Raw genomic sequence first — 20,634 nt, 5'->3', positions numbered from 1 at the left:
TGCGTCATTAAACTATAGACGCGCACTAGTGATAAATAGTTTCACCTTTTAATTGTTTCACGGTATGTTTCATGTCTAAACTGTGACACAACGCTGAAATCACCGATACACCATCAACACCAGTGGACAAAACCGGCTCCACATTATGAGTTTGAATACCGCCAATCGCTACAATGGGGCATTGTGGGAACTGCTTGTGCATAGCTGCCGGGAACGCTGTACTACAAGGTGCTTCTGCATCTGCTTTTGATGCCGTAGTATAAATGGGGCCAATCCCCACATAATCACAGCCGCCTACAATAGCCGCTTCCATTTCATCTGCTGTATGTACAGAGACGCCAATAAACCCATTAAATTGCTCCTTCGCCTGTTGCAATCGCGCGTCATCTTGACCAATATGCAAACCATCTGCACGTAAGCGTGTCGCTAATGCGACGTCATCATTGACGACAAATGGGACCCCGTAAGTCGCACATAGCTGTTGGCAGTCACGCGCAAATTGCTCATATGCTTGTCCTGTTAAAGCGCGTGGCCCTTTTTCACGAAATTGAAACATCGTGATGCCTGCTTCAAGTGCTTCACGTAACGTTTCTAATGGTGCTTTCACACAATTTTCTGTCCCCATAATAAAGTAAACAGCTAAATCATCACGCTTCATTAACGATTACCTCACACTCATAGCGATTGTATGCAAAATGGTTGGTTGGCCCATGTCCATGCCCAATACCAAGTGGGTTTTCAATCGCTGCGTGAACAAAACGTTTCGCTTCGACAATCGCTTCTTTTAATGACTGTCCGTTCGCAAGCCCTGCAGTAATTGCTGCTGAAAATGTACAACCGGTCCCATGTGTTGCTGTCGTATCAATGCGTGGCGTCGTCATTGTAAACGATGTACCATCGGATAAAAACACATGATCCACTGCTTGTGCACCATGTAAATGGCCACCTTTCATGACGATGTTTTGTGCGCCAAGCGCCATTAATCGCTGTGCAGCTTCAACAACATCCTCATCGGTCGTAATCGACATATCAGCTAATATTTCTGCTTCAGGAATGTTTGGGGTACAAATTGTCGCGACAGGTAATAATACGTCCTTCATCGTTTTAACAGCTTGTTGTGCAAGCAATGTCGCACCACCCTTGGCAATCATAACGGGATCGACTACAAGCGGTATATTTTGCTGTCGCATATAATTGGCGACAGCTTTAATAATTTCTGGTGAAAATAACATGCCTGTTTTAGCTGCAGCAATTGAAAAATCATCAAATAATACTTGAAGCTGTGCTTCGACAAATGCTGGCTCCGCTGCCATAATGTCATGGACGCCAAGCGTATTTTGTGCAGTCAATGCCGTAATTGCGGATGTTCCGAATGCACCTAATTCTTGAAATGTTTTTAAATCAGCTTGAATGCCTGCACCGCCACCACTATCTGACCCTGCAATCGTTAATGCTATCATTACAATCCCTCCGAAATATCATGTAAGGCATCTAAAAAGTCAACTTGGAATGACCCTGTTGCTTTCGGGCCTACACGTTCTGCTGCCTGTTTATAATCATGCAGTATCTCCGCAAGTGATGCACCTGCACCAAGTGTCGCGGCACATACGGCACTTAATAAACACCCTGTTCCCGTAACGGCAGTTGTTTCAACGACACCACCTGGAATGAACTGCACTACATCACGTTCTATGAAAATATCCGTTGCACCGGTAATAATAACGGCACAATCGTATTTACGCGCTACTTTTTTGGCCTCTGCTACAATATCCATTTCGCCAGCGCCACTATCGACACCTTTTGCATGCCACTCAACACCTGCAATGGCCGCTAACTCACCTACATTACAGCGCAATAAATCAATGTGTACAGCTGTTAATAGCTCCTTCACAAACTTTTGGCGAAACGGTGTAGCACCAACACCGACCGGGTCAAGTACAACTGGAATCTGATGGGCATTCGCTGCTTTTCCTGCCATCAACATCGATTCCGTTGTCCGTTCATTTAACGTGCCAATATTTAATAATAGCGCACTACTAACGCGTACCATATCGGCTACTTCATCACATGCATCTGCCATGACAGGGGACGCGCCAATAGCAAGTAGGCCATTTGCTGTAAAGTTTGCGACAACATAGTTTGTTATACAATGTACAAGTGGCGCTTTACTGCGTATATTAGCGAGTGACATAGTGCGCCACCTCTTGTTCCCAATTTTCTGCTGTCCAAGGCATTTCCCAGAATTTCCACTCATAATAACAGCTCTTTTTAAAATGCTGTTTGAACAACGCTTCTTTTTCTGGCTGTGCTTCTGCGTAACGGTTCATAAGCGCTAGTTGCTGCCCAATATTTTCATTCATCTCATCTGAACTATATAGGGCAATCCATTGCTCGTACAATGGCACACCAGGTTTAGCATCTTTAAAACGATTGCCAATCTCTAAATAAAGCCATGGGCAAGGGAACATCGCCGCAAATGCTTCAGCTGCATCTCCATTATGCGCCGCATTATACATATGGCTTACATAATTATACGCGGCGGGTGCTGGTTCAAATGCTGCTAATTCTTCCTCGGTCACACCTAATTCACGGAATGTAATACGATGCATTTCAAGCTCTGCTAATTGAATATTTTGTGCTGACTGTAAATAGTACAACGTTTCATCTGCTTCTGTCGCTTTTGATGCTGCAATCGACAATACTTTCGTATAATGCTTTAAATAATAGGCATCTTGCATCATATAGTCTTTAAATTTTTCAAGTGGTAACGTACCATCGACAATTCCTTGTACAAATGGGTGATTAAAACTTGCTTCAAAATAAATATCGTTCTCCTGTCGTACTCGTTCACAAAATGTCATTAAAAGTCCTCCTCTTGGATGGACGTAGGCAAAAAAAAGCACGCGCCATAAAATAGGAGCGTGCTTCAAAAAATTGCTCCCTACGTCAGTGTTAACTGTCAGGTTCTAAGGGTCAGGTTTTAGCCTTCTCAACACATTGTGTCCCCCCGCAAATTAAAATAGTGCAATAAAAAAACTCTCCATAACGGAGAGCAAATGTACATCGTCAAAATCTCGTACATTGCTCCCTACGCCCGTATTAACGGACAGGTTCTAAGGGTCAGGTTTTAACCTTCTCAACACATTGTGTCCCCCTGCAACAATTTTAATTATGTACAGTATAACATAGTTTCAAAAAAGCGCCATAAAAAGAAGCGGGGTGGTTGTCCCCCGCCAAATTGCTCGCTATTGATATCGCCATCGCTGTAGTGTTCGCTTTCATGCGATAGTTTTTTCAATTATTATTCGTATTTCACTTTTAAATAGTCGCTACTTGCATAGCCGAAGTGTCCATTGTGATACACTTTGAACCATTTGCCATTGTGGAAACTTGTGACTTTTACTTTTGCACCAGAAGCAGCTTTTGTCACAATACGATAGCCGGTTCCTGGACCTGAGCGAATATTTAAATTAACTCCTTTTGGCGTTACAACTGTACCTGTTGTTAAAACAAAAATATTTTTGCTAACCCAATATTTATAAACGTAACGTTTATTCCCTTTGTACGAAATTTGATACCATGAGCTGTTATATGATTTTAATACTTTAATTTTATCATTCGTATCAAATTGTCCAATAGAACGATATTTTGTACTAGGACCTGTACGGATATTTAAATTATCAACTTGCGAATACATTGTTGTCGCTGCATATGCTTCGTCCATTTGCGTTGGTTGTGCGGCATACGTTAATCCAAATGCTGATGTTGCCATGCCCACAGCCATCGTCCACTTAAGCAATGCTGACTTCATGACATCTCACCTCTATTATTATTTTGTCACATAAAATGCTGACACATAACCAATTTCACCTCGGTGATACACTTGGTACCATTTCGATGTTGTTTTCGCTAACACTTGAACGCGATCTTTATTATACAATCCTCCGATTTGGTGGTAACCGACACCTGGGCCTGTGCGTACTGCAAGCGTATCATCAGCCGGCACACGAACGGTATACCATGGTGGCGCTACTGTATAACGTTTATTCACAAAACCAAATTTCCCTTTATGCCAAACTTGAATCCAATTACCCCAAGTTTTATCACTCGTCACATATAGTGGTTTATTATGCGCTACGGCACCAAATTTGCGATACTTAACACCTGGGCCCGTACGAACATTAAGTGTATCATGCGGCGCATAAACCATAACCGCTTTTACGAAATAAGGGGTTGCTTGAACATATTCTTTTTGGACATATCCTTTTTGACCATCGAGGCGTACTTCATAAAAATCAGCATTATACGTTTTTACAATATGCACTGGATTATTCAGTGTATATGTTCCGACTACAGCACTTGAAATCGTTGGTTTTTCAAATGCCTTTACACCATTAAACTGCGCATATTTTGTTGTAACTTGCTGAACGGCTTGCACTGTAAAATCCGGTTGTACGAGCGCACCTACTCCCAAAGCTGAAAATGCGATACCTGTCGCCATCATCCATTTTTTTAAAAGGGACCTGGCCATAACTACTCCTCCTTACGATTTAATATGGGAAAGGGGTTAAATATTTTGCATTCACATAACCAATTTTTCCATCTTCATACGCTACCGCAAACCATTTGCTACTTTCTACATTGACCGCATATAACACTTCATTATTTGTCACTGTACGAACTTTTTTATACGCTGACCCTGGACCTGTACGTAAATATAACTTCGCATCGCCCGAGTTAACAATATATGCTGGTAAGCGTTCTAAATATGTTGCGGATACATACCCTACTCGACTACCGCCACCCCAAATACGATACCATTTTGAAGTTGTTTTATTGAGCATTGCTGCTATTGAACCACCTGGTTTTTTAAACAAAATCCTGTACGATGTTCCCGGACCACTACGCACATTTAAATTTGCACTACCGGTATTCACCGTATAATATTCTTGGACATTTGGTTGTGCGGCAATCCAACTATTGGATACATAAGCTGTTTTACCTTTATATAAAATTTTTGACCAAGAGCTGTTGTATTTGCTAATGACTGAGATTGGGTCATTAAATGTTAATTTACCTAAAATACGATAATCTGTTCCTGGACCACTACGTACATTAACGCCATCTGTAATCGAGAACATTGTATATGCTGCCTGCGCTACTTCTACATTAGTTATTGGAGATGCTACTACACCTAATCCAAAAGCTGATGTCGCCAAACTGGCAGCTAATGTCCACTTCACCAATTTTGACTTCATGATGTTCACCTCATTGGAATAGTATTTACTCTAAGTTCTTATGACGCCTTACTATCAATGGAGCCCTTTAGTTCATTTTTTAATCACTGTTGACTATCAGTTCGTTATCATATATATCCACCTGTCATACACGACTGATGCGATTATACTTAATTAACTGATTATCCTTTCCATGACCAAAATTCTAATCGTTGCACTCTCTATTTACATATTTAATATGACACATTTTTTCAGAAAAATCAATCTTTTTATGAATTTTAGTCTACAAAAGCATAAATATTATTATATTTATTTTATATATATACATCTTAAAAACTACACCTTTTTTATATTTCAAATCTTTTGGACTTTGAATGTTCATTCAATTACAGCTAAAAAAAAGAGGAATTGCGCAAAAATGCAATTCCTCTTTTTTCTATTTAAAACGAGCTTTATAAGCACTGATGTATTGCCCATCTGCAATTTTCAAACGCGGTACACCGTTGTCTGTATAACGAATTCCTTCAATTGGCAGCGATTCACCAGCGCGCACGATGCGTAGCTTTTCATCGGCCTTAAAATCTACCGTTGAAAATACATTCAAATCTTGCGCAACGGTTACTTGCTTTGGACTAACATAATAATATTTTTTAATATCTGCTGGTACAGCGCGTGTAATGTCCTTACGCGCAGATAAATAATTGCCGCTTGGCGTTTTCAAGCGCGGCGTGCCATTTGCCGTATAGACAATTGAGGCAACTTCAAACGTCGTATTTTTATTATATTTACGTACCTCATGTTGCTTTGTAAAATCTTTCGAATCATAAATCATTTGATAGCGACGTAATAAAACGCGATCGGGTACGTCCGTAATATAATTTTCAATATCACTACGCACTTTTAAAACATTGGCGCGATTCGCCGTAATATAGTTGCCGTTTTCTAATCGCAAGCGCGGTACACCATTCGATAAAATTTGCACATCATCGATAGCAACAATGGTGTTTTTCTTAAGTATACGTACTTTTGATTTAAATGCGGTATCACGATATTCTCCAACATTTTGTTTTAACACGACTTTACGGGGGTTAATTGAATAATAACGATTATTAGTCGTTTGCGTGATACCTGAATCTTTTGCGAGAGGTGATTTTTTCAAGAAATCATTCACTTTTTTTCCAGGTGCTAATTTATTTGCATCTACTGGACCACTAATGCCGCTAACAACTGCACGGTCCGTATATTGCCATAAGTCATAGCGATATGCGGGTTTTGTTGAACCGTAACGTGGGATCCACACAAAGTCAGCTTTTTTTGTATCTAAATTTAATTTGCTATAAATATGGTGCGCGATATATAAGCCAATTTGTTTGTCTGTATGCTTACGCAATTCATCGACATACGCATTGACGATTGTACGCATCGATTCCCCTGATTTACTTGTTATTTCTTCGACATCAATAACATAAAATTTTGCATTATTACTTGCACGATTAATTAAATTGCGTGCTTCTATGCGTGCATTCGCACTTGAAGAAGCTTGCATATATGAATAAACACCATATGGCACACCATTTGCCGTCGCACCTTTTTCATACGTTTTATGCATATAATCTTGTACTGCACTACCGTATTGTACGCGAATGATGGCTAAATCCGTTGACTTTGCTACCTTTGCCCAATTAATATTCCCTTGCCATTTTGAGACATCAATAATCTTACCTGTTGTAGCTTTCGTTTGAACACCTGATGTGTAATCTGTTACGTATGGTTGGCCTTCCCATTGGATGGTGCCATCAGGTTTCCCTGATTGTTCATCAATAGCAGAAGCCGTTAACTGTGCACTGCTTGCAACGATGAAACATAATACGAAACTAAAAGCGACAACAAAAAATTGCTTTGTACTTTTCAATTTTTGCTGTTTCTCCCTTCTGATTTGAGCACGCCTTATCAATTGTTGCCACAACAAAAAAGCCACGCAAAGACGCAGCTTGTACTTTGAGTGGCAGCTAGAAAATGGCCGATAAAGCCTTTTTCGATGTAGTATCGTTCAAAAAAACAACTTTTTATCACCTATCTACTTGCTGAAACTTTTAAAACGCCTCGCACTTATCATATCAATTTTCAACTAGTGCGAAGGAACCTTTTTGCTATTTTTTTGATTAAATTTATGTTAAAAACAATTAATTAGCTATTTTTTAACAAAATAAACATAATAAATACTGGGATATAAATAGAATTGATACCCACTCTTACGATATCGAATTTCACAAAATCGCAGAATATTTGTACACTTATAACTATAGTAGAAAGAAGGAATTTTCATGTATCGTTGGTTAATCGTTGCCATCGCTACAATTGCGTTGGCAGTTGGTTCTGTTGTCACCTATGGCATGGGAACGATTGCTGCATTTTATCAAGTCGAATGGCAACTATCACAATTTCAAACAGGATTTATTTCGACGATGACAAATTTAGGCCCACTATGCTCCATGATGATTTTTGGCCATTTAATGGATCGTTACGGTGAAAAATATGTTATCGGCATTAGCGCACTATTACTTGGTATAACAGCTGCTTTACTACCATTTGCCTCATCGTATGCAACGCTCTTATTGTTATTATTTATCGTTGGATTATTTTATGGTAGCGCTCAAACAGGCGGTAGCACGGTCATTACAAAATGGTTTCCAAAAGAACATCGCGGCCTCGCAATGGGTATTCGGCAAACGGGCTTACCAATCGGTGGTGCTATCGCGGCGCTCTTATTACCGGTAATGTATTTTCATTACTCAATTGCAGCAGCACATTATACACAAGCCACAATCGCCATTAGCGGGGCACTCTTATTTTTAACGCTTTATAAAGACCCTCCCGATACAACAACGAACAGCACTGAGACAATTACATTCCGTGCTAAAATACGTGCGATTAAACATAATCGTAGCCTTTATAGCTTATATGCAATTGGTGGCGTTATGGTGGCATTTCAAATGGTAATTCCCGCACATTATGTATCATTTCTCTACGGTACATTGCACCTATCACTCCAGCAGGCCGGCTTTGTATTGAGTTTAGCAATGATTGGTGGCGTTATTGGACGCATCATTTTAGCAGCAATTAGCGACCGCTTCTTTGCAACACGGTGCTTGTTTTTCCTCGTCATTATTTTAACGATAACAGGCTGCTTTATCGTCTTGTTCCCATTAATTATCGATCGCCCTTTGTGGTTTTTTAGCAGCTACAGTTTCGTACTTGGCTTGTTTGCATTTGGTTGGTATTCATTGTATATCGTCAGTATTTCAGAACAGGCAGATGAACGCATGATGGGGCTAACGATTAGTACCGCCTTAACAATCAACCAATTCTTTATTATTACTGCCCCGGCATTATTTGGGCTGTTTGTTTATTGGAGTGGGCATTTTATCGCTTGCTTCAGCGCCTTAGGTATCGTTATACTCCTACTTGCATTGTGGCAACTGCTAAAGCGAAAATAACAAAAAAAGAAGTGTGTAATGGAATTCACCCACTAGATTGGGACAGTGAAAAAGACGCTTCTTTTAGTTGAATTTAACGGACGCTTTCCTGAAACCTCCTCGCTCGCAAGCTCACTGTGGATCTTCTGCTCATACTTTTCCCTAGGAGCCGCCGTCAAATTCTCGTTTAACCGCCTTTTTTCGATATGCAACTGGAGTTAGGTAGTTTCGCTTTTCCAAAATTCGAGTAATGCTAGTAGTTTAGAGCTGTTTGAACGGTAACCTCATGTCAGCCGTTCAAAATAAAACATTACAACAATGGCGTTATCAGAGGGTTGACCTTTACCGGACATGCTCATGATAATGCTTTTTTTAACTGTTCTAACTCTCACATTTCTTCTTCGTAAGGTCCTTTATCTTAACATTCTTATTCGGTAATTTCATGTTAATTATTTTGATGTCATGCGAATACACTTATTTTTTGCCCATCAAAAAACACCTCTAAAGTTTTTACTCTAGAAGTGTCTTACTCTTTTTACGTTGTTTCTGTTTTTTAGGTCAGTCCACATACGATTCCTGTTTTTAGTTTGCTAACTTTGTTTGCATCGTATAGTAAAAACCTTGTTGCTGCATAAGTGCCTCATGCGTCCCATGTTCATGAATTTCACCTTGCTGTAATACGAAGATTTGGTCTGCTTGCTCAATTGTTTTTAAACGATGTGCAATAACAAAACTCGTACGACCTTGCATTAAATTATGCAAGCCTTTTTGAATATGAACCTCGGTACGCGTATCTATATTTGATGTTGCTTCATCCAAAATAAGTACATCTGGGTCTTCTAAAATCGCACGCGCAATCGCAATCAGTTGGCGCTGCCCTTGACTTAAATTCGTACCACCTGACTCAATTTGTGTATCATATTGTGCTGGAAAATGGCGAATAAACTGATGCGCATATGCAATTTCTGCCGCCTGCTCTACTTCTGCATCTGTCGCATCCAAACGACCAAAGCGAATGTTTTCGCGAATCGTTCCTGAAAATAAATACGTATCTTGTAATACAACGCCAATATGATTGCGTAAGCTTGCTAATTCATAATCGCGAATATTATGGCCATCAATCGTAATAGAACCTGCCGTGGCATCATAAAAACGCAATAATAAATTAATAATCGTCGTTTTACCAGAACCTGTTGGCCCAACAAACGCGACCATCTCACCTGCTTTTGCATGGAATGACATCTTTTTTAAAATCGGCTTATGTGCTTCATATTCAAAATCGACGTCGTTAAAAACAACATCGCCATGCAAATTTTTAATCTTTTTCGTTGCGGGCCCTTCAAGCACTTCCTCTTCGTCATCTAACACTTCAAAGACGCGCTCAGCACCCGCAATGGCTGATTGAAAAACATTTAGTAAATTGGACAGTTGATTAATTGGCTGGAAAAATTGACGCGTATACGTCGTAAACGCCGCAATCACGCCAATTGTTGTATAGCCTTTCACCGCTAGCAATGCCCCAACGCCAATGACTAATCCTAAACCTATATTATTCATCGCGTTGTTAATCGGCCCCATAAAACCTGAAATCGTTTCGGCGCGTACTGCAGCTTGCCGTAACGCTTCATTTTTATGATGAAATGCTGCGACATGCTGTTGTTCCTTACCAAATAATGTGACGACTTCTGAGGCGCTCAAAGACTCTTCGACAAAACCATTAACTTCGCCTAATGCTTTTTGACGTGCGCGATAATTCACGCTTGAACGTTTAATAATTTGCTTTGATAAAAAGACGATTAATGGAATCACTGTCATGACAACGAGTGCTAAACACCAATCGAGCCAAAAAATCGCAATCGTCGTTCCAACAATCGTTAAAATAGCTGTTAAAATTTGTGTGACACTTTGCGTTAATGCCATATTTAAACTATCAATATCATTCGTTACACGGCTCATTAAATCGCCTTGTTGACGTCGATCAAAGAAACGTAGTGGCAGTACTTGAATTTTTTTAAACAATGTCCGGCGCAAGCGCTGAATCGTTTTTTGTGCCACATAAATCATGACAATCGTTTGAATGTATGTCGCAATAAAGAGCCCGACATACGTTGCACCTAATATGAGTGACATCGAAATAGTCCCTTGAATGTCCAACTTCATAATATAATGGTCCACGATATATCCAATGAGCCACGGCCCTGCTATTTTTAATACCGTTGCAACAAAAACCGTAATCGTCGCAATAATAATTCCGAGGCGCTGCTTTTGCATATAGAGCCATAACCGTTTAAGCGTTGACATTTGATTTTTTGGTTTTTCAAATGTCATATTGCCGATACGCGGGCCCTTTTCTAAGCCTGTTCTACTCATGCAACACAGCTCCCTTTTCTGCTTGTGTTTCAGCAATCTCTTGATAGATTGCGTTCGTTGCTAGCAATTGCTCATGCGTGCCAAAGCCCGCCATTTCACCATTATCTAACACTAAAATCTTATCCGCATGACGAATTGATGAAATTTTTGATGCGACAATAATCTTTGTTGTTGCATCAAAATCACGCGCAATGCTGTACTGAATTTTTGTCTCCGATATCGCATCTACTGCCGATGTCGTATCATCTAAAATCAACATTGCTGGCTGACGAATAAAGGCGCGTGCCATCGCTAAACGTTGACGTTGACCTCCTGATAAATTACGCCCTCCTTGCGACACTTCATGCTGTAAGCCATCGTCAAAACGGCAAACAAATTCAGTGGCAGCCGACGCCTCAAGTGCGTGCATCATTTGTTGCTGTGATGCCTCTTCGCGTCCAAAGCGTAGCTGCTGTTCAATCGTGCCCGAAAATAACGTTGCTTGCTGCGGCGCAAAACCAATAGCCCCGCGCAGCGTTTGCACGTCATACTGCTCAATTGGGCGACCATCGATTAAAATGCGCCCTTGTTGTGCTTCATAGAGTCGTGGAATCAGTCGTACTAAGGACGATTTCCCGCTTCCGGTCATGCCAATAATGCCTAATGTTTCAGTTGGCGACAATTGGAATGAAATATCTTTCAGTACATATTCCTGTTTGTTGTAATAATAAAATGACACATTTTCAAACGAAACTTCCCCTCGAATCGACGTTTTAACAGCATCATTAGCTGATTCAACCGTCGTACGCGTAGCAAGAACACGTTTTAAACGTTTGGCGCTCGGCACTGCACGCGCAATTTGAATGAGGACATTACTCGATGACATAATACCATTCATAATAATTGTTAAATAATTAATGAACGCTAAAATAACCCCTACTTCAAGCGTACCTTGGTCCACTTTCATAACGCCTAGCCAAAGCGCAGCCATCATACCCACATTAATCACCAACATACTTAGTGGTGATAGCGTACCAACGACTTTCTCAGCACGAATAGAGCGCGCGGCTAAATCATCATTAATCGCTGTAAATTGCTGCGTTTGATGTTTGCTACGATTAAACGCTTTGACGACACGCACACCCGCTAAATTTTCTTGCATAAATGTATTTACGCGGTCCATTTGTTTTTGAACACGTCCGAATACTTTACTAGAAAGCAGCGTGAAAAGAACAATAAGTACAATAAGAATAGGTACAATAATGAGTAATAATGAAAATAATTCACGTGCTGTAATAAAAACAATAACAACAGCGCCAATAAATAACAGCGGACCTCGCACAAACACCTTTAACGTCATCAACACCGCCTTTTGTAATGTTTCAACATCACTCGTGACATTCGTAATCAACGTGCCAATCCCAATATTTTGTTTGTTTTTTGACGAGAACAACATCGTAGCTGCAAAAATAGCTTCGCGTAAATCTGTTGAAAAATTAACAGCCGCGCGCGATGCAAAAATGGAACAGCCAATACCGCCAATTAATCCACCAATCGCCGCTAAAATCATAAACAAAAACATTTTCAACACATATGCATGATCTTGTTGCGCAATGCCATTATCAATGATGTGCTGCATAATCGTCGGTTGAATTAAATCCATCGTTACTTCAAACACCATAAAAAGAGGTGCTAAAATCGCCGCTACTTTGTATGGCGACAAATAACGAAATATAAAGCCCATAAAAACCTCCCTTTCTTTCATTTAACACTATACTATGCTTTATCTATTCACGTAAGCATTAATTGAAAATGATTTTCATTTAATATTTCAGTAATTTAAAAGTTGTCAATACTAATTGTTTAATGGTAAATTAAATTTAACTAGCAAGAGGCCCTAATTCTATAATGGGACCACACACATTTTATTAGAAATAAAGGATGGTAAATGATGAAAAAAGTTGTAGTAATTACAGGAGCTGCCACTGGTTTAGGCCGCGCAACCGCATTAAAATTAGCAACACAAGGATTTAATCTCGTACTTGTTGATTTCAACGAACAACAAGGCTTGCAAACGATGAAAGATGCTCAAGCACTTGGCGCAGAAGCACTTTTCGTTAAAGCAGATGTTTCAAATGAAGAAGAGGTGAAACATTATGTAGCACAAGCTGTTGAAACGTTTGGTACGATTGATTTCTTCTTTAACAATGCCGGTATTATGGTGCCTTTCCGTCTATTACATGACTATACAACTGAAGAGTATAACCGTATTATGGACATTAATTTAAAAGGACCATTTCTGGGCATTAAACATGTCATTCCAGTAATGCTTGCAAATGGCGGTGGTACGATTATTAATACCGTATCGTCAAATTCGTTTAAACCAACTGCTTATAATGGAATTTATTCAGCGACAAAACATGCGTTAGCTGCGTTTACAAAATCAATTGGCCAAGATTATCAAGAGCAACAAATTTATGCAGTCGGCGTTGCACCAAACACAATGCAAACGACGATTGCGCAAAGTGCTACAGTCACACTTGATGCGACAGTGGGCGCTGCTATTCATGCGTCGACGGGTAAAAATATTGCAGCAACAGCAGATGAAGTAGCTGAATCAATGATTTTTGCAATGGAAAACGGTAAATTATTAACAGGTTCAATTATTAATTGCGCTGGTGGCGAAATTTACAATTAAACAGATTGAAAAAAGAGGCTGGGACATACGTGTAACAACACCCTCTCAGATGAGCATAAGAAAAACCGGAATCGCGCGGTGGCGCGGTTCCGGTTTTTTGTGGCGAACGCTAAAAAAGGAACAGGAACTGTTTTGTCAAAGCCTCTTTTTCATTACCAATCTAGGGATTCTAAAAAGGCAAAAATATCTGCATTCAATTGCGCCGCATCTTCACCAACTGTCATAAGGTGACTTGCATGCGGATACCCTCTGACCTGCTTATCAGCAATGTTTAAGCGCGCATACATTGCCTCTGCACTCGCTTTATATAATGCTCGGTCCTGCTCGCCATAAAATAACCTCGTTGGCACGCGTACATGGTCAATATTGTCATGTACGGCATCAATTAGCTCAACAAGTGTTGTTAAAATGTGCCGTGCTTTTAGTTTCAATGGCTCCGCATGCGCTTCAATTTCTGTTGTACTCATTCCTTCGAGCTCTAAATAGCGATTCACATAATTTAAAAAACGATACGATAAAAACGCCGCGGCATCATGATTAGGTACCGACATCGTCACAATTCCTTTCACCGGCTCCTGTTGTGCCAACTTCAGTGTGAATAAGCCGCCCATTGATAACCCAATCACCGCAATATTTTGATAGCCATGTGCCTGTAAATAATGAAAACCCGCTTCTGCATCCGCCCACCACTGCGCTAAATCTGTTTTTAAAAATTGCTCCGGTGCTTCACCATGTCCACTATACAGCGGCACATGACAAGTGTATCCTTGCTTATTTAAATATTTTGCTAAACGTTTCATATCGCTTGTTGTACTTGTAAATGAATGCAGCAATAACACTGCGCGCTCATCCCCCTCATAAAAAAAGGGCTTCGGTGTCACCAATTTAATCATTGCGTTTTCCTGCCTTTATGAATATTATAAGCATTGTACTTGAAGGCGTTTTCAGTTTCTAGGAAAATAGCTCAAGCCATGAAAATTCGACATAATATTCGATTTTTCACACATGAAAGGATGACCCATTTGCAATTCAAAAAATATACAGCACAAGATTTTAATGATTATTATGCACTCGTTTGCGATGAGACTGTTATGGAATACATTACTGGACACGCACTCTCTCCGGAAGAAGCACAAGTTCGCTTTGAAAAAAGCATTCGTCAAAATGATGAACATGCCACTTTTGGTAGTTATAAAATCTTCGTTGAGGACATCTATATCGGCTTTGGTATGGTGCTTTATGATACTGACAAAAACGAAGCAGAAATTGGGTATATGATGTTCCCGCGCTATTTTAAAAAAGGCTACGGTCAACAAATTGCTAATGCCTTAGTGGCACTTGCACGCCACACAAATGTCCCATCGTTAATTGCGATGATTGATCCAAAAAATATGGCTTCACGTAAAATTTTAACGCGTGCCGGCTTCACATCAGTCGAAGCGGGCATAATTGACGGTATTCCAACAGAAATTTTCAAGCAAACATTATAAAAAAAGCAGGAATTCCACACATCGCAGAATTCCTGCTTTTTCATTGGTACAGTGCTTGCCAAGACTGTAAAAAATGAATGCCTATCGGTTGCTTCGTTTCAGCATAAACTTTCTCTAATTGGCGTTCAAAATAGTATCGGGACTTATTAGCAAAACTAATATTGTCTCCTTCTTCTGAAGGGTGTGTTTCAACAGCGATCGTTATATTTTTCCCTTTTTTCATTGCATATGCACGTTCACTTTTTGTAATGTCGATAATATGCCGCGCATTGTTTCGATAAGCCATGACCGCTACCTCATCTGTTTGGCGAATTAAGAATTCCGAAACAAGTCCTTTCCCGTATCGATTATCATAACGTTCCTCATCATACCAAAATGGAATATCCGCCTCTAATTTCATAGCATAATTCTTCGTCATCGCGCGATACGATTTTAAAATAGCAAAATAATTTTCAAACAACTGTTGTTTATTATTCTCATAAGATGGCAATGTATACGGTTCGATATCTAAATGCACACCTGCGAACAATTGATATTGTTGCTGCGCTGCTTCTATCCATGCTCGCGTTGCACGAGCCTCTTTTGGATTAGACGCCCATGTACTTGCACCATCTAGCGCATACAGTCGAATACCATATTTTTTTGCTTGCTCGCTAAATGCGGCATAATCTGTAACGGGAACTTCTTTTTCTACTTGAACATATATCTTTTTGACATGTTGCTCACGTAATGCCGACAAATCAACATCTTGTAAACTGTATGCATTCCAAACCCACGTTGATTTCGGAATCGTTGTTATATTCATTTTTTCATCTCCGGTTTTATTTGTTGGTGAAAATAGTAAGAAGCTTGCACATAGTAATGAAACGGTGATTTTCATCCATCTTCACTCCTTTCGAATAAAATTTATCAAAAAGACCTTTTTTTAACAAAAAAATGTATTCATTAAGTTCTAATTACGCTATATTACAAGAAGGAAAAGTTTTTTTCAAATACAGTAAAAGGTAGGTTTTATGTATGGTAAATCATCGACGCAAGAAAAGTGTTATCGCACTAGCAACCATTCTGACTATGGGTTTAGCTGTTCCAACAATGGCTGATGCTAAATCGACAACGGCAAATGTGGACCTTCGTATTATGGAAACGACAGACGTGCATACGAATCTAATGAATTATGATTACTACAAAAATGCACCAACAGATGCAGTAGGGCTTGTCAAAACGGCAACATTAGTACACGAAGCACGTAAGGAAAATAAAAACAATGTACTTGTAGATAATGGTGATACGATTCAAGGAACACCATTTGGTACATTCTTTGCAAAAGTGGACCGCATTAAAAAAGGGGAAGTACATCCAAGTATTGCAGCAATGAATGCCATGCGCTATGATGCTGCAACATACGGCAATCACGAATTCAACTACGGCCTTGGTTACTTAAAGGAAGTTTATAATGACGGTGATTTTAAACGCGTCAACGCCAATGTATATGTCGATGACCACGATAAAAATGATAACAACGACAAAAATAAATATACACCGTACTCAATTGTAAACAAAAAAGTGAAAGATGCTAACGGAAAATCCCATGTCATTAAAGTTGGTTACATCGGCTTTGTTGCACCGCAAATTATGAGCTGGGATCAAACGCATTTAGCTGGTAAAGTTAAAGCTAAAGATATCGTCGCAACAGCGGAAAATTATGTTCCTGAAATGAAGAAAAAAGGTGCTGATGTCGTGATTGCGATGGCGCACTCAGGCTTCAGTGCAGACCTCACAAACAATGAAGATGTCATCTATGCATTAACAAAAGTAAAAGGCATTGATGCCGTGACATTCTCACATACCCACCAAGTATTCCCTGCAAAAGATGAAGCGTCACTGAGCTCATCATTTAAAGATAAAGATGGCAAATTACTTCCTGGCGTTAATAATGCTAAAGGTACAATCAATGGCGTCGCAGCTGTTCAAGCTGGTTATGGTGGTGCCGAGCTTGGTATTATCGATTTGAAATTAACAAAATCAAAAACGAATAAATGGAAAGTCGTTTCTTCACAATCACAAACGCGCAATGCCAAAGCAACGCGTCCAGCGAAAACAATTTCAGCTATCGTGAAGCCAGGTCATGAACAAACAATCAACTATGTTAACACACCAATCGGCACAACCACCGACGCGATTCATAGCTTCTTTGCGCTTGTAAAAGATGACCCATCGATTCAAGTCGTAACAAACGCACAAAAATGGTATGTCGAAAAAATCGTTGCGAACGATCCAGCACTAAAAGATTTACCAATTTTATCAGCAGGTGCGCCGTTTAAAGCTGGACGTAATGGCCCAGAAGAATACACAGAAATTCAAAAAGGTGATTTAACGATTCGTAGTGCTGCAGACCTTTATTTATACGATAACACATTAAAAGCAGTCAAAGTTTCTGGTGCAACTGTTAAAGAATGGTTAGAGCGTTCTGCTGGTCAATTTAACCAAATCGACCCAACGAAAACTACTGAACAATCATTAATCAACAGCGATTTTAGACCTTATAATTTTGATGTTATTGATGGTGTAACATATGAAATCGATGTCACACAACCGTCTAAGTATGACCCAGATGGTGTGTTGATTAATCCAACAGCAAATCGCGTGAAAAACCTCTCTTATAATGGTAAAGCACTTGACGAAAAACAACAATTTATCGTTATTACAAATAATTACCGCGCGACAGGTGGCGGTAACTTCCCTGGTGTCAAAGCAAGTCCAATTGTCGTTGACAGTCAAGATGAAAATCGTCAAGTATTAATGGATTACATTTCAGAGCAAAAAGAAATCGTACCAACAGCCGATAATAACTGGTCACTTACAAAAATGACTGGTACACCAAATGTAACCTTTACATCATCTCCTACCGGTGCGAAGTATTTAGAAGAAACAAGCCCATATAGCTATACTGGTAAAACCGATGCAAAAGGATTTGGGATTTTCACGATTGATTTATCAAAATAATAAAAAGAGTCTGAGCGCTAATACCTCAGACTCTTTTTTATTAACCAATAAAATCAATAATCGCAAAGAACACTAACATATAAGCAAGTGTTACACCATAAATAATATATTGTTTATTTTCTTGGCGATAACGATACTCAAAAAACATACGTGACCCGACAAATAACACGATAAAGACATAGATTGAAAATGGACGCGTATTTTGTACGATAAACATTTCAATCATTAACACAATGAGAAAAACGATATACAACATTCGTTCCAATTGTTTTTGCCACACATTAACATGCTCATACTTTCCAGCAGGTTGCTGAGGAATGTTAAATTTTTTCGTCACAAATTTCGTAATGACAACCATTACTAATACCGCTAGAATAAAAAATAAAATCCAGCCTAATAAATCCATGTTGTGATTGTACTCCCTTTCATTTACCTATATACTAATACTATTTACAAAAACTTTATACGGGGGCGTTTCTATGATTGTTCCATCGAAATTACAACAAGGTGATGAAATTCGTATCATCGCACCAAGCACCAGCGCTAAAATTCTAGGAGACGCTGGAATTGCAAATGCAAAAGCTCGTTTAGAAGAGCTTGGGTTTGTCGTCACATTCGGCAAACATGTTTATGAATCCGACCTTTTCGGTTCATCGTCTATTGCAAGCCGCATCGATGATTTACATGAAGCATTTAAAAATCCAAATGTAAAAGCTATTTTGACAGCTATCGGCGGCTTTAGTAGCAATGAAATTCTACCATACATTGATTATACATTGGTAAAGAAAAACCCTAAAATTCTTTGCGGCTTTAGTGATATTACGGCACTCGCAACAGCAATCACAACAAAGTCTGGACTTATCACGTATTCTGGACCACATTTTTCAACCTTCCATATGGAAAAAGGTCGCTCATATCACGAACATAATTTTCTGAAATGTCTGACTTCGGAGGAATCATATACCGTTACCCCCTCTTCTTATTGGAGTGACGATGAATGGTATATTGACCAAGACAATCGCCGATTTGAGCAAACAACTTGGAAAGTTTTTCATGAAGGAGAAGCATGTGGCCAAGTGTTTGGTGGCAATTTATGCACGCTAAACTTATTACAAGGTACACCTTATATGCCGAGCGGGTTTGATAAAAAAGTGTTATTTATTGAAGACGATTACGAAACACGCCCACAGATATTTGCGCGTGATTTAACGTCACTACTTCAAAATATTCATAATGTGCAAGCGCTCATTATTGGACGTTTTCAACGTGCCTCTCAAATGAGTGATGTCGAAATTGAATTTATATTACGCAAAATTCCATCATTACAAAATATACCTGTTATATACAATACAGACTTTGGTCATACACAATCTATGTTTACATTTCCAATCGGTGGAACCGTAAAGATTAATACATCATCGAAAACGCTAGATTTTTGGCGTTTTTAGCATCGGTCATGCTCCTGCGTGGACGCTTCTTTTCATTGTCGCTTATAATAAGAACATGTGAAAGAGGTGGATAGTTTGAATTTTATTTTTACGATTCTGATTTTATTAATCGCATCGTATATTTTAGAAATCACTGTGCGAAAACAATTTAATGTACCTAAAAGCATTTTATCGATTGCACCCGTCAACAATGTACATAGAATCGGGAAAAATATTTTAATGGTAGCATTATTAGCTATCGTTATCATTAGCTTCACGACCGAATATCATATTCTATGGCTATTTTTAGTCATTTTATTCGTTCAATATTTATTTGATATTATTATGCAATATAAATATATTCGTGAATCCCGTGAACATTTAATCAATATTTTCTTTTTGATTTTCTATGGACTAGCTGCACTTGTGATTCTTTATTTCAATCCAGCAATTATTTTGCAATAAAAAAAGCAGAAGTCGCGGAACAAACCGTGATTTCTGCTTTTTTATGTTGTTCTATTTTTACGATACACACATTGATTGTAACGCGTACCAACATTCTTCATATAACGCATGAAATTCTATTGCGCGTGCCATTTCTGGTGGCGTAATAATTTCACGCCATCCATCTTCACGATGATAAACTAACATATCATATCCAAAACTATCTTGTAATTTCATTTTCTGCAAACGTTGATTTCGCATGATTGGTAAAGCCATCATTTGCTCAATGGCTCCGTAACGATCTGGTGCAATGACAGACAAATAACTATGTTTTAGTGCATCATATTGTGCGCCTGTATACAATCCATGCGCAAATTCATGATGCGCCACCTCGATGATTGCTGCGTGATAGGCTTGTTCACTCATCTCTGCTGCTGTTCTTGTTAACATCACGTTATCTACACAAACATCTACTAAACTTTGTTTCATCATTGCGCTCACTCCTTTAAC

General features: G+C 39.2%; 20 protein-coding genes and 2 riboswitches. Of the genes, 6 read left to right on the top strand and 14 right to left on the bottom strand.

The genetic code is table 11. The features are described from left to right. Positions 1-25 precede the first annotated feature (25 nt). From thiE to V514_RS19735, 8 genes are all read right to left on the bottom strand, one after another. Positions 26-658 (bottom strand): thiamine phosphate synthase, encoded by a 633-nt coding sequence (thiE, locus tag V514_RS0110825; RefSeq protein ID WP_029499965.1) that lies wholly within the window; start codon positions 656-658, stop codon positions 26-28. Next, positions 648-1,460 carry a bifunctional hydroxymethylpyrimidine kinase/phosphomethylpyrimidine kinase gene (gene thiD, locus V514_RS0110820; RefSeq protein WP_029499964.1) on the bottom strand — a complete coding sequence of 271 codons (813 nt, stop codon included), beginning with the start codon at positions 1,458-1,460 and terminating at the stop codon, positions 648-650. Before thiD ends, thiE begins: the two co-directional genes overlap by 11 nt. After that, positions 1,460-2,191: a hydroxyethylthiazole kinase gene (thiM, locus tag V514_RS0110815; protein WP_029499963.1), complete on the bottom strand. Its 732-nt coding sequence runs from the start codon at positions 2,189-2,191 to the stop codon at positions 1,460-1,462. The genes thiD and thiM overlap by 1 nt, the downstream gene beginning before the upstream one ends. Beyond that, positions 2,178-2,861 carry a thiaminase II gene (tenA, locus tag V514_RS0110810; protein ID WP_029499962.1) on the bottom strand — a complete coding sequence of 228 codons (684 nt, stop codon included), beginning with the start codon at positions 2,859-2,861 and terminating at the stop codon, positions 2,178-2,180. Before tenA ends, thiM begins: the two co-directional genes overlap by 14 nt. A 60-nt stretch (positions 2,862-2,921) precedes the next feature. Then, positions 2,922-3,019: riboswitch (TPP riboswitch) on the bottom strand. A gap of 49 nt (positions 3,020-3,068) precedes the next feature. Continuing rightward, positions 3,069-3,166: riboswitch (TPP riboswitch) on the bottom strand. Positions 3,167-3,301: 135 nt separating this feature from the next. Then, positions 3,302-3,811, bottom strand: coding sequence for an SH3 domain-containing protein (locus V514_RS0110805; protein ID WP_029499961.1), 510 nt, complete (start codon positions 3,809-3,811; stop codon positions 3,302-3,304). 18 nt (positions 3,812-3,829) lie between these two features. Further along, positions 3,830-4,531 carry an SH3 domain-containing protein gene (locus V514_RS0110800; RefSeq protein WP_081715035.1) on the bottom strand — a complete coding sequence of 234 codons (702 nt, stop codon included), beginning with the start codon at positions 4,529-4,531 and terminating at the stop codon, positions 3,830-3,832. A gap of 19 nt (positions 4,532-4,550) precedes the next feature. Next, complete coding sequence (locus tag V514_RS0110795; RefSeq protein WP_029499959.1) at positions 4,551-5,258, bottom strand: SH3 domain-containing protein; 708 nt, start codon at positions 5,256-5,258, stop codon at positions 4,551-4,553. A gap of 415 nt (positions 5,259-5,673) precedes the next feature. Further along, positions 5,674-7,149 carry a DUF5776 domain-containing protein gene (locus V514_RS19735; protein WP_029499958.1) on the bottom strand — a complete coding sequence of 492 codons (1,476 nt, stop codon included), beginning with the start codon at positions 7,147-7,149 and terminating at the stop codon, positions 5,674-5,676. Positions 7,150-7,561: 412 nt separating this feature from the next. Between V514_RS19735 and V514_RS19045 the strand changes: the two genes are divergently transcribed. Further along, the gene (locus tag V514_RS19045; RefSeq protein ID WP_035944677.1) at positions 7,562-8,734 is read left to right on the top strand and encodes an MFS transporter; all 1,173 of its coding nucleotides are present in this window, start codon (positions 7,562-7,564) and stop codon (positions 8,732-8,734) included. Positions 8,735-9,295: 561 nt separating this feature from the next. Here V514_RS19045 and V514_RS0110780 read toward each other — a convergent pair. Next, positions 9,296-11,083: an ABC transporter ATP-binding protein gene (locus tag V514_RS0110780; protein ID WP_029499957.1), complete on the bottom strand. Its 1,788-nt coding sequence runs from the start codon at positions 11,081-11,083 to the stop codon at positions 9,296-9,298. Next, complete coding sequence (locus V514_RS0110775; protein ID WP_029499956.1) at positions 11,076-12,806, bottom strand: ABC transporter ATP-binding protein; 1,731 nt, start codon at positions 12,804-12,806, stop codon at positions 11,076-11,078. Before V514_RS0110775 ends, V514_RS0110780 begins: the two co-directional genes overlap by 8 nt. 204 nt (positions 12,807-13,010) lie before the next feature. Here V514_RS0110775 and V514_RS0110770 point away from each other — a divergent pair, with 204 nt between their 5' ends. After that, on the top strand, positions 13,011-13,760 hold the full coding sequence (locus V514_RS0110770; RefSeq protein WP_029499955.1) for an SDR family NAD(P)-dependent oxidoreductase: 750 nt from the start codon (positions 13,011-13,013) through the stop codon (positions 13,758-13,760). A gap of 152 nt (positions 13,761-13,912) precedes the next feature. Here V514_RS0110770 and V514_RS0110765 read toward each other — a convergent pair whose 3' ends face one another. Further along, positions 13,913-14,653 (bottom strand): alpha/beta hydrolase, encoded by a 741-nt coding sequence (locus V514_RS0110765; RefSeq protein WP_035944676.1) that lies wholly within the window; start codon positions 14,651-14,653, stop codon positions 13,913-13,915. A 129-nt stretch (positions 14,654-14,782) separates the two neighbouring features. Between V514_RS0110765 and V514_RS0110760 the strand changes: the two genes are divergently transcribed. Then, positions 14,783-15,250 (top strand): GNAT family N-acetyltransferase, encoded by a 468-nt coding sequence (locus V514_RS0110760; protein ID WP_051392458.1) that lies wholly within the window; start codon positions 14,783-14,785, stop codon positions 15,248-15,250. A 40-nt stretch (positions 15,251-15,290) separates the two neighbouring features. Here V514_RS0110760 and V514_RS0110755 read toward each other — a convergent pair whose 3' ends face one another. Continuing rightward, on the bottom strand, positions 15,291-16,130 hold the full coding sequence (locus tag V514_RS0110755) for a hypothetical protein (RefSeq protein WP_029499952.1): 840 nt from the start codon (positions 16,128-16,130) through the stop codon (positions 15,291-15,293). A 191-nt stretch (positions 16,131-16,321) separates the two neighbouring features. On the opposite strand from V514_RS0110755, the gene V514_RS0110750 reads away from it, so the two are divergent. Further along, a complete protein-coding gene (locus V514_RS0110750) occupies positions 16,322-18,253 on the top strand; it encodes a bifunctional 2',3'-cyclic-nucleotide 2'-phosphodiesterase/3'-nucleotidase (protein ID WP_051392466.1) in 1,932 nt (643 codons plus the stop codon). 40 nt (positions 18,254-18,293) lie between these two features. On the opposite strand, the gene V514_RS0110745 is transcribed toward V514_RS0110750, so the two are convergent. Then, the gene (locus tag V514_RS0110745; protein ID WP_029499950.1) at positions 18,294-18,659 is read right to left on the bottom strand and encodes a DUF4181 domain-containing protein; all 366 of its coding nucleotides are present in this window, start codon (positions 18,657-18,659) and stop codon (positions 18,294-18,296) included. A 73-nt stretch (positions 18,660-18,732) separates the two neighbouring features. Between V514_RS0110745 and V514_RS0110740 the strand changes: the two genes are divergently transcribed. Both V514_RS0110740 and V514_RS0110735 read left to right on the top strand, forming a co-directional pair. Beyond that, complete coding sequence (locus V514_RS0110740) at positions 18,733-19,701, top strand: S66 family peptidase (protein WP_029499949.1); 969 nt, start codon at positions 18,733-18,735, stop codon at positions 19,699-19,701. Between the two features lie 75 nt (positions 19,702-19,776). Next, positions 19,777-20,145: a DUF4181 domain-containing protein gene (locus tag V514_RS0110735; protein WP_029499948.1), complete on the top strand. Its 369-nt coding sequence runs from the start codon at positions 19,777-19,779 to the stop codon at positions 20,143-20,145. 57 nt (positions 20,146-20,202) lie between these two features. On the opposite strand, the gene V514_RS0110730 is transcribed toward V514_RS0110735, so the two are convergent. Next, on the bottom strand, positions 20,203-20,616 hold the full coding sequence (locus tag V514_RS0110730) for a hypothetical protein (RefSeq protein ID WP_029499947.1): 414 nt from the start codon (positions 20,614-20,616) through the stop codon (positions 20,203-20,205). Positions 20,617-20,634 lie beyond the last annotated feature (18 nt).

It is taken from the genome of Kurthia huakuii LAM0618 (assembly GCF_000505545.1).
Classification (GTDB): domain Bacteria; phylum Bacillota; class Bacilli; order Bacillales_A; family Planococcaceae; genus Kurthia; species Kurthia huakuii.
Note: the sequence above shows the minus strand (reverse complement) of the source record. Positions and strands in the feature narration are given on the sequence as shown.

Coding starts and splice junctions, on each gene's coding strand:
- thiE (WP_029499965.1), bottom strand. CDS start 658: ATGAAGCGTGATGATTTAGCTGTTTACTTTATTATGGGGACAGAAAAT.
- thiD (WP_029499964.1), bottom strand. CDS start 1,460: ATGATAGCATTAACGATTGCAGGGTCAGATAGTGGTGGCGGTGCAGGC.
- thiM (WP_029499963.1), bottom strand. CDS start 2,191: ATGTCACTCGCTAATATACGCAGTAAAGCGCCACTTGTACATTGTATA.
- tenA (WP_029499962.1), bottom strand. CDS start 2,861: ATGACATTTTGTGAACGAGTACGACAGGAGAACGATATTTATTTTGAA.
- V514_RS0110805 (WP_029499961.1), bottom strand. CDS start 3,811: ATGAAGTCAGCATTGCTTAAGTGGACGATGGCTGTGGGCATGGCAACA.
- V514_RS0110800 (WP_081715035.1), bottom strand. CDS start 4,531: ATGGCCAGGTCCCTTTTAAAAAAATGGATGATGGCGACAGGTATCGCA.
- V514_RS0110795 (WP_029499959.1), bottom strand. CDS start 5,258: ATGAAGTCAAAATTGGTGAAGTGGACATTAGCTGCCAGTTTGGCGACA.
- V514_RS19045 (WP_035944677.1), top strand. CDS start 7,562: ATGTATCGTTGGTTAATCGTTGCCATCGCTACAATTGCGTTGGCAGTT.
- V514_RS0110780 (WP_029499957.1), bottom strand. CDS start 11,083: ATGAGTAGAACAGGCTTAGAAAAGGGCCCGCGTATCGGCAATATGACA.
- V514_RS0110775 (WP_029499956.1), bottom strand. CDS start 12,806: ATGGGCTTTATATTTCGTTATTTGTCGCCATACAAAGTAGCGGCGATT.
- V514_RS0110770 (WP_029499955.1), top strand. CDS start 13,011: ATGATGAAAAAAGTTGTAGTAATTACAGGAGCTGCCACTGGTTTAGGC.
- V514_RS0110765 (WP_035944676.1), bottom strand. CDS start 14,653: ATGATTAAATTGGTGACACCGAAGCCCTTTTTTTATGAGGGGGATGAG.
- V514_RS0110755 (WP_029499952.1), bottom strand. CDS start 16,130: ATGAAAATCACCGTTTCATTACTATGTGCAAGCTTCTTACTATTTTCA.
- V514_RS0110750 (WP_051392466.1), top strand. CDS start 16,322: ATGGGTTTAGCTGTTCCAACAATGGCTGATGCTAAATCGACAACGGCA.
- V514_RS0110745 (WP_029499950.1), bottom strand. CDS start 18,659: ATGGATTTATTAGGCTGGATTTTATTTTTTATTCTAGCGGTATTAGTA.
- V514_RS0110740 (WP_029499949.1), top strand. CDS start 18,733: ATGATTGTTCCATCGAAATTACAACAAGGTGATGAAATTCGTATCATC.
- V514_RS0110730 (WP_029499947.1), bottom strand. CDS start 20,616: ATGATGAAACAAAGTTTAGTAGATGTTTGTGTAGATAACGTGATGTTA.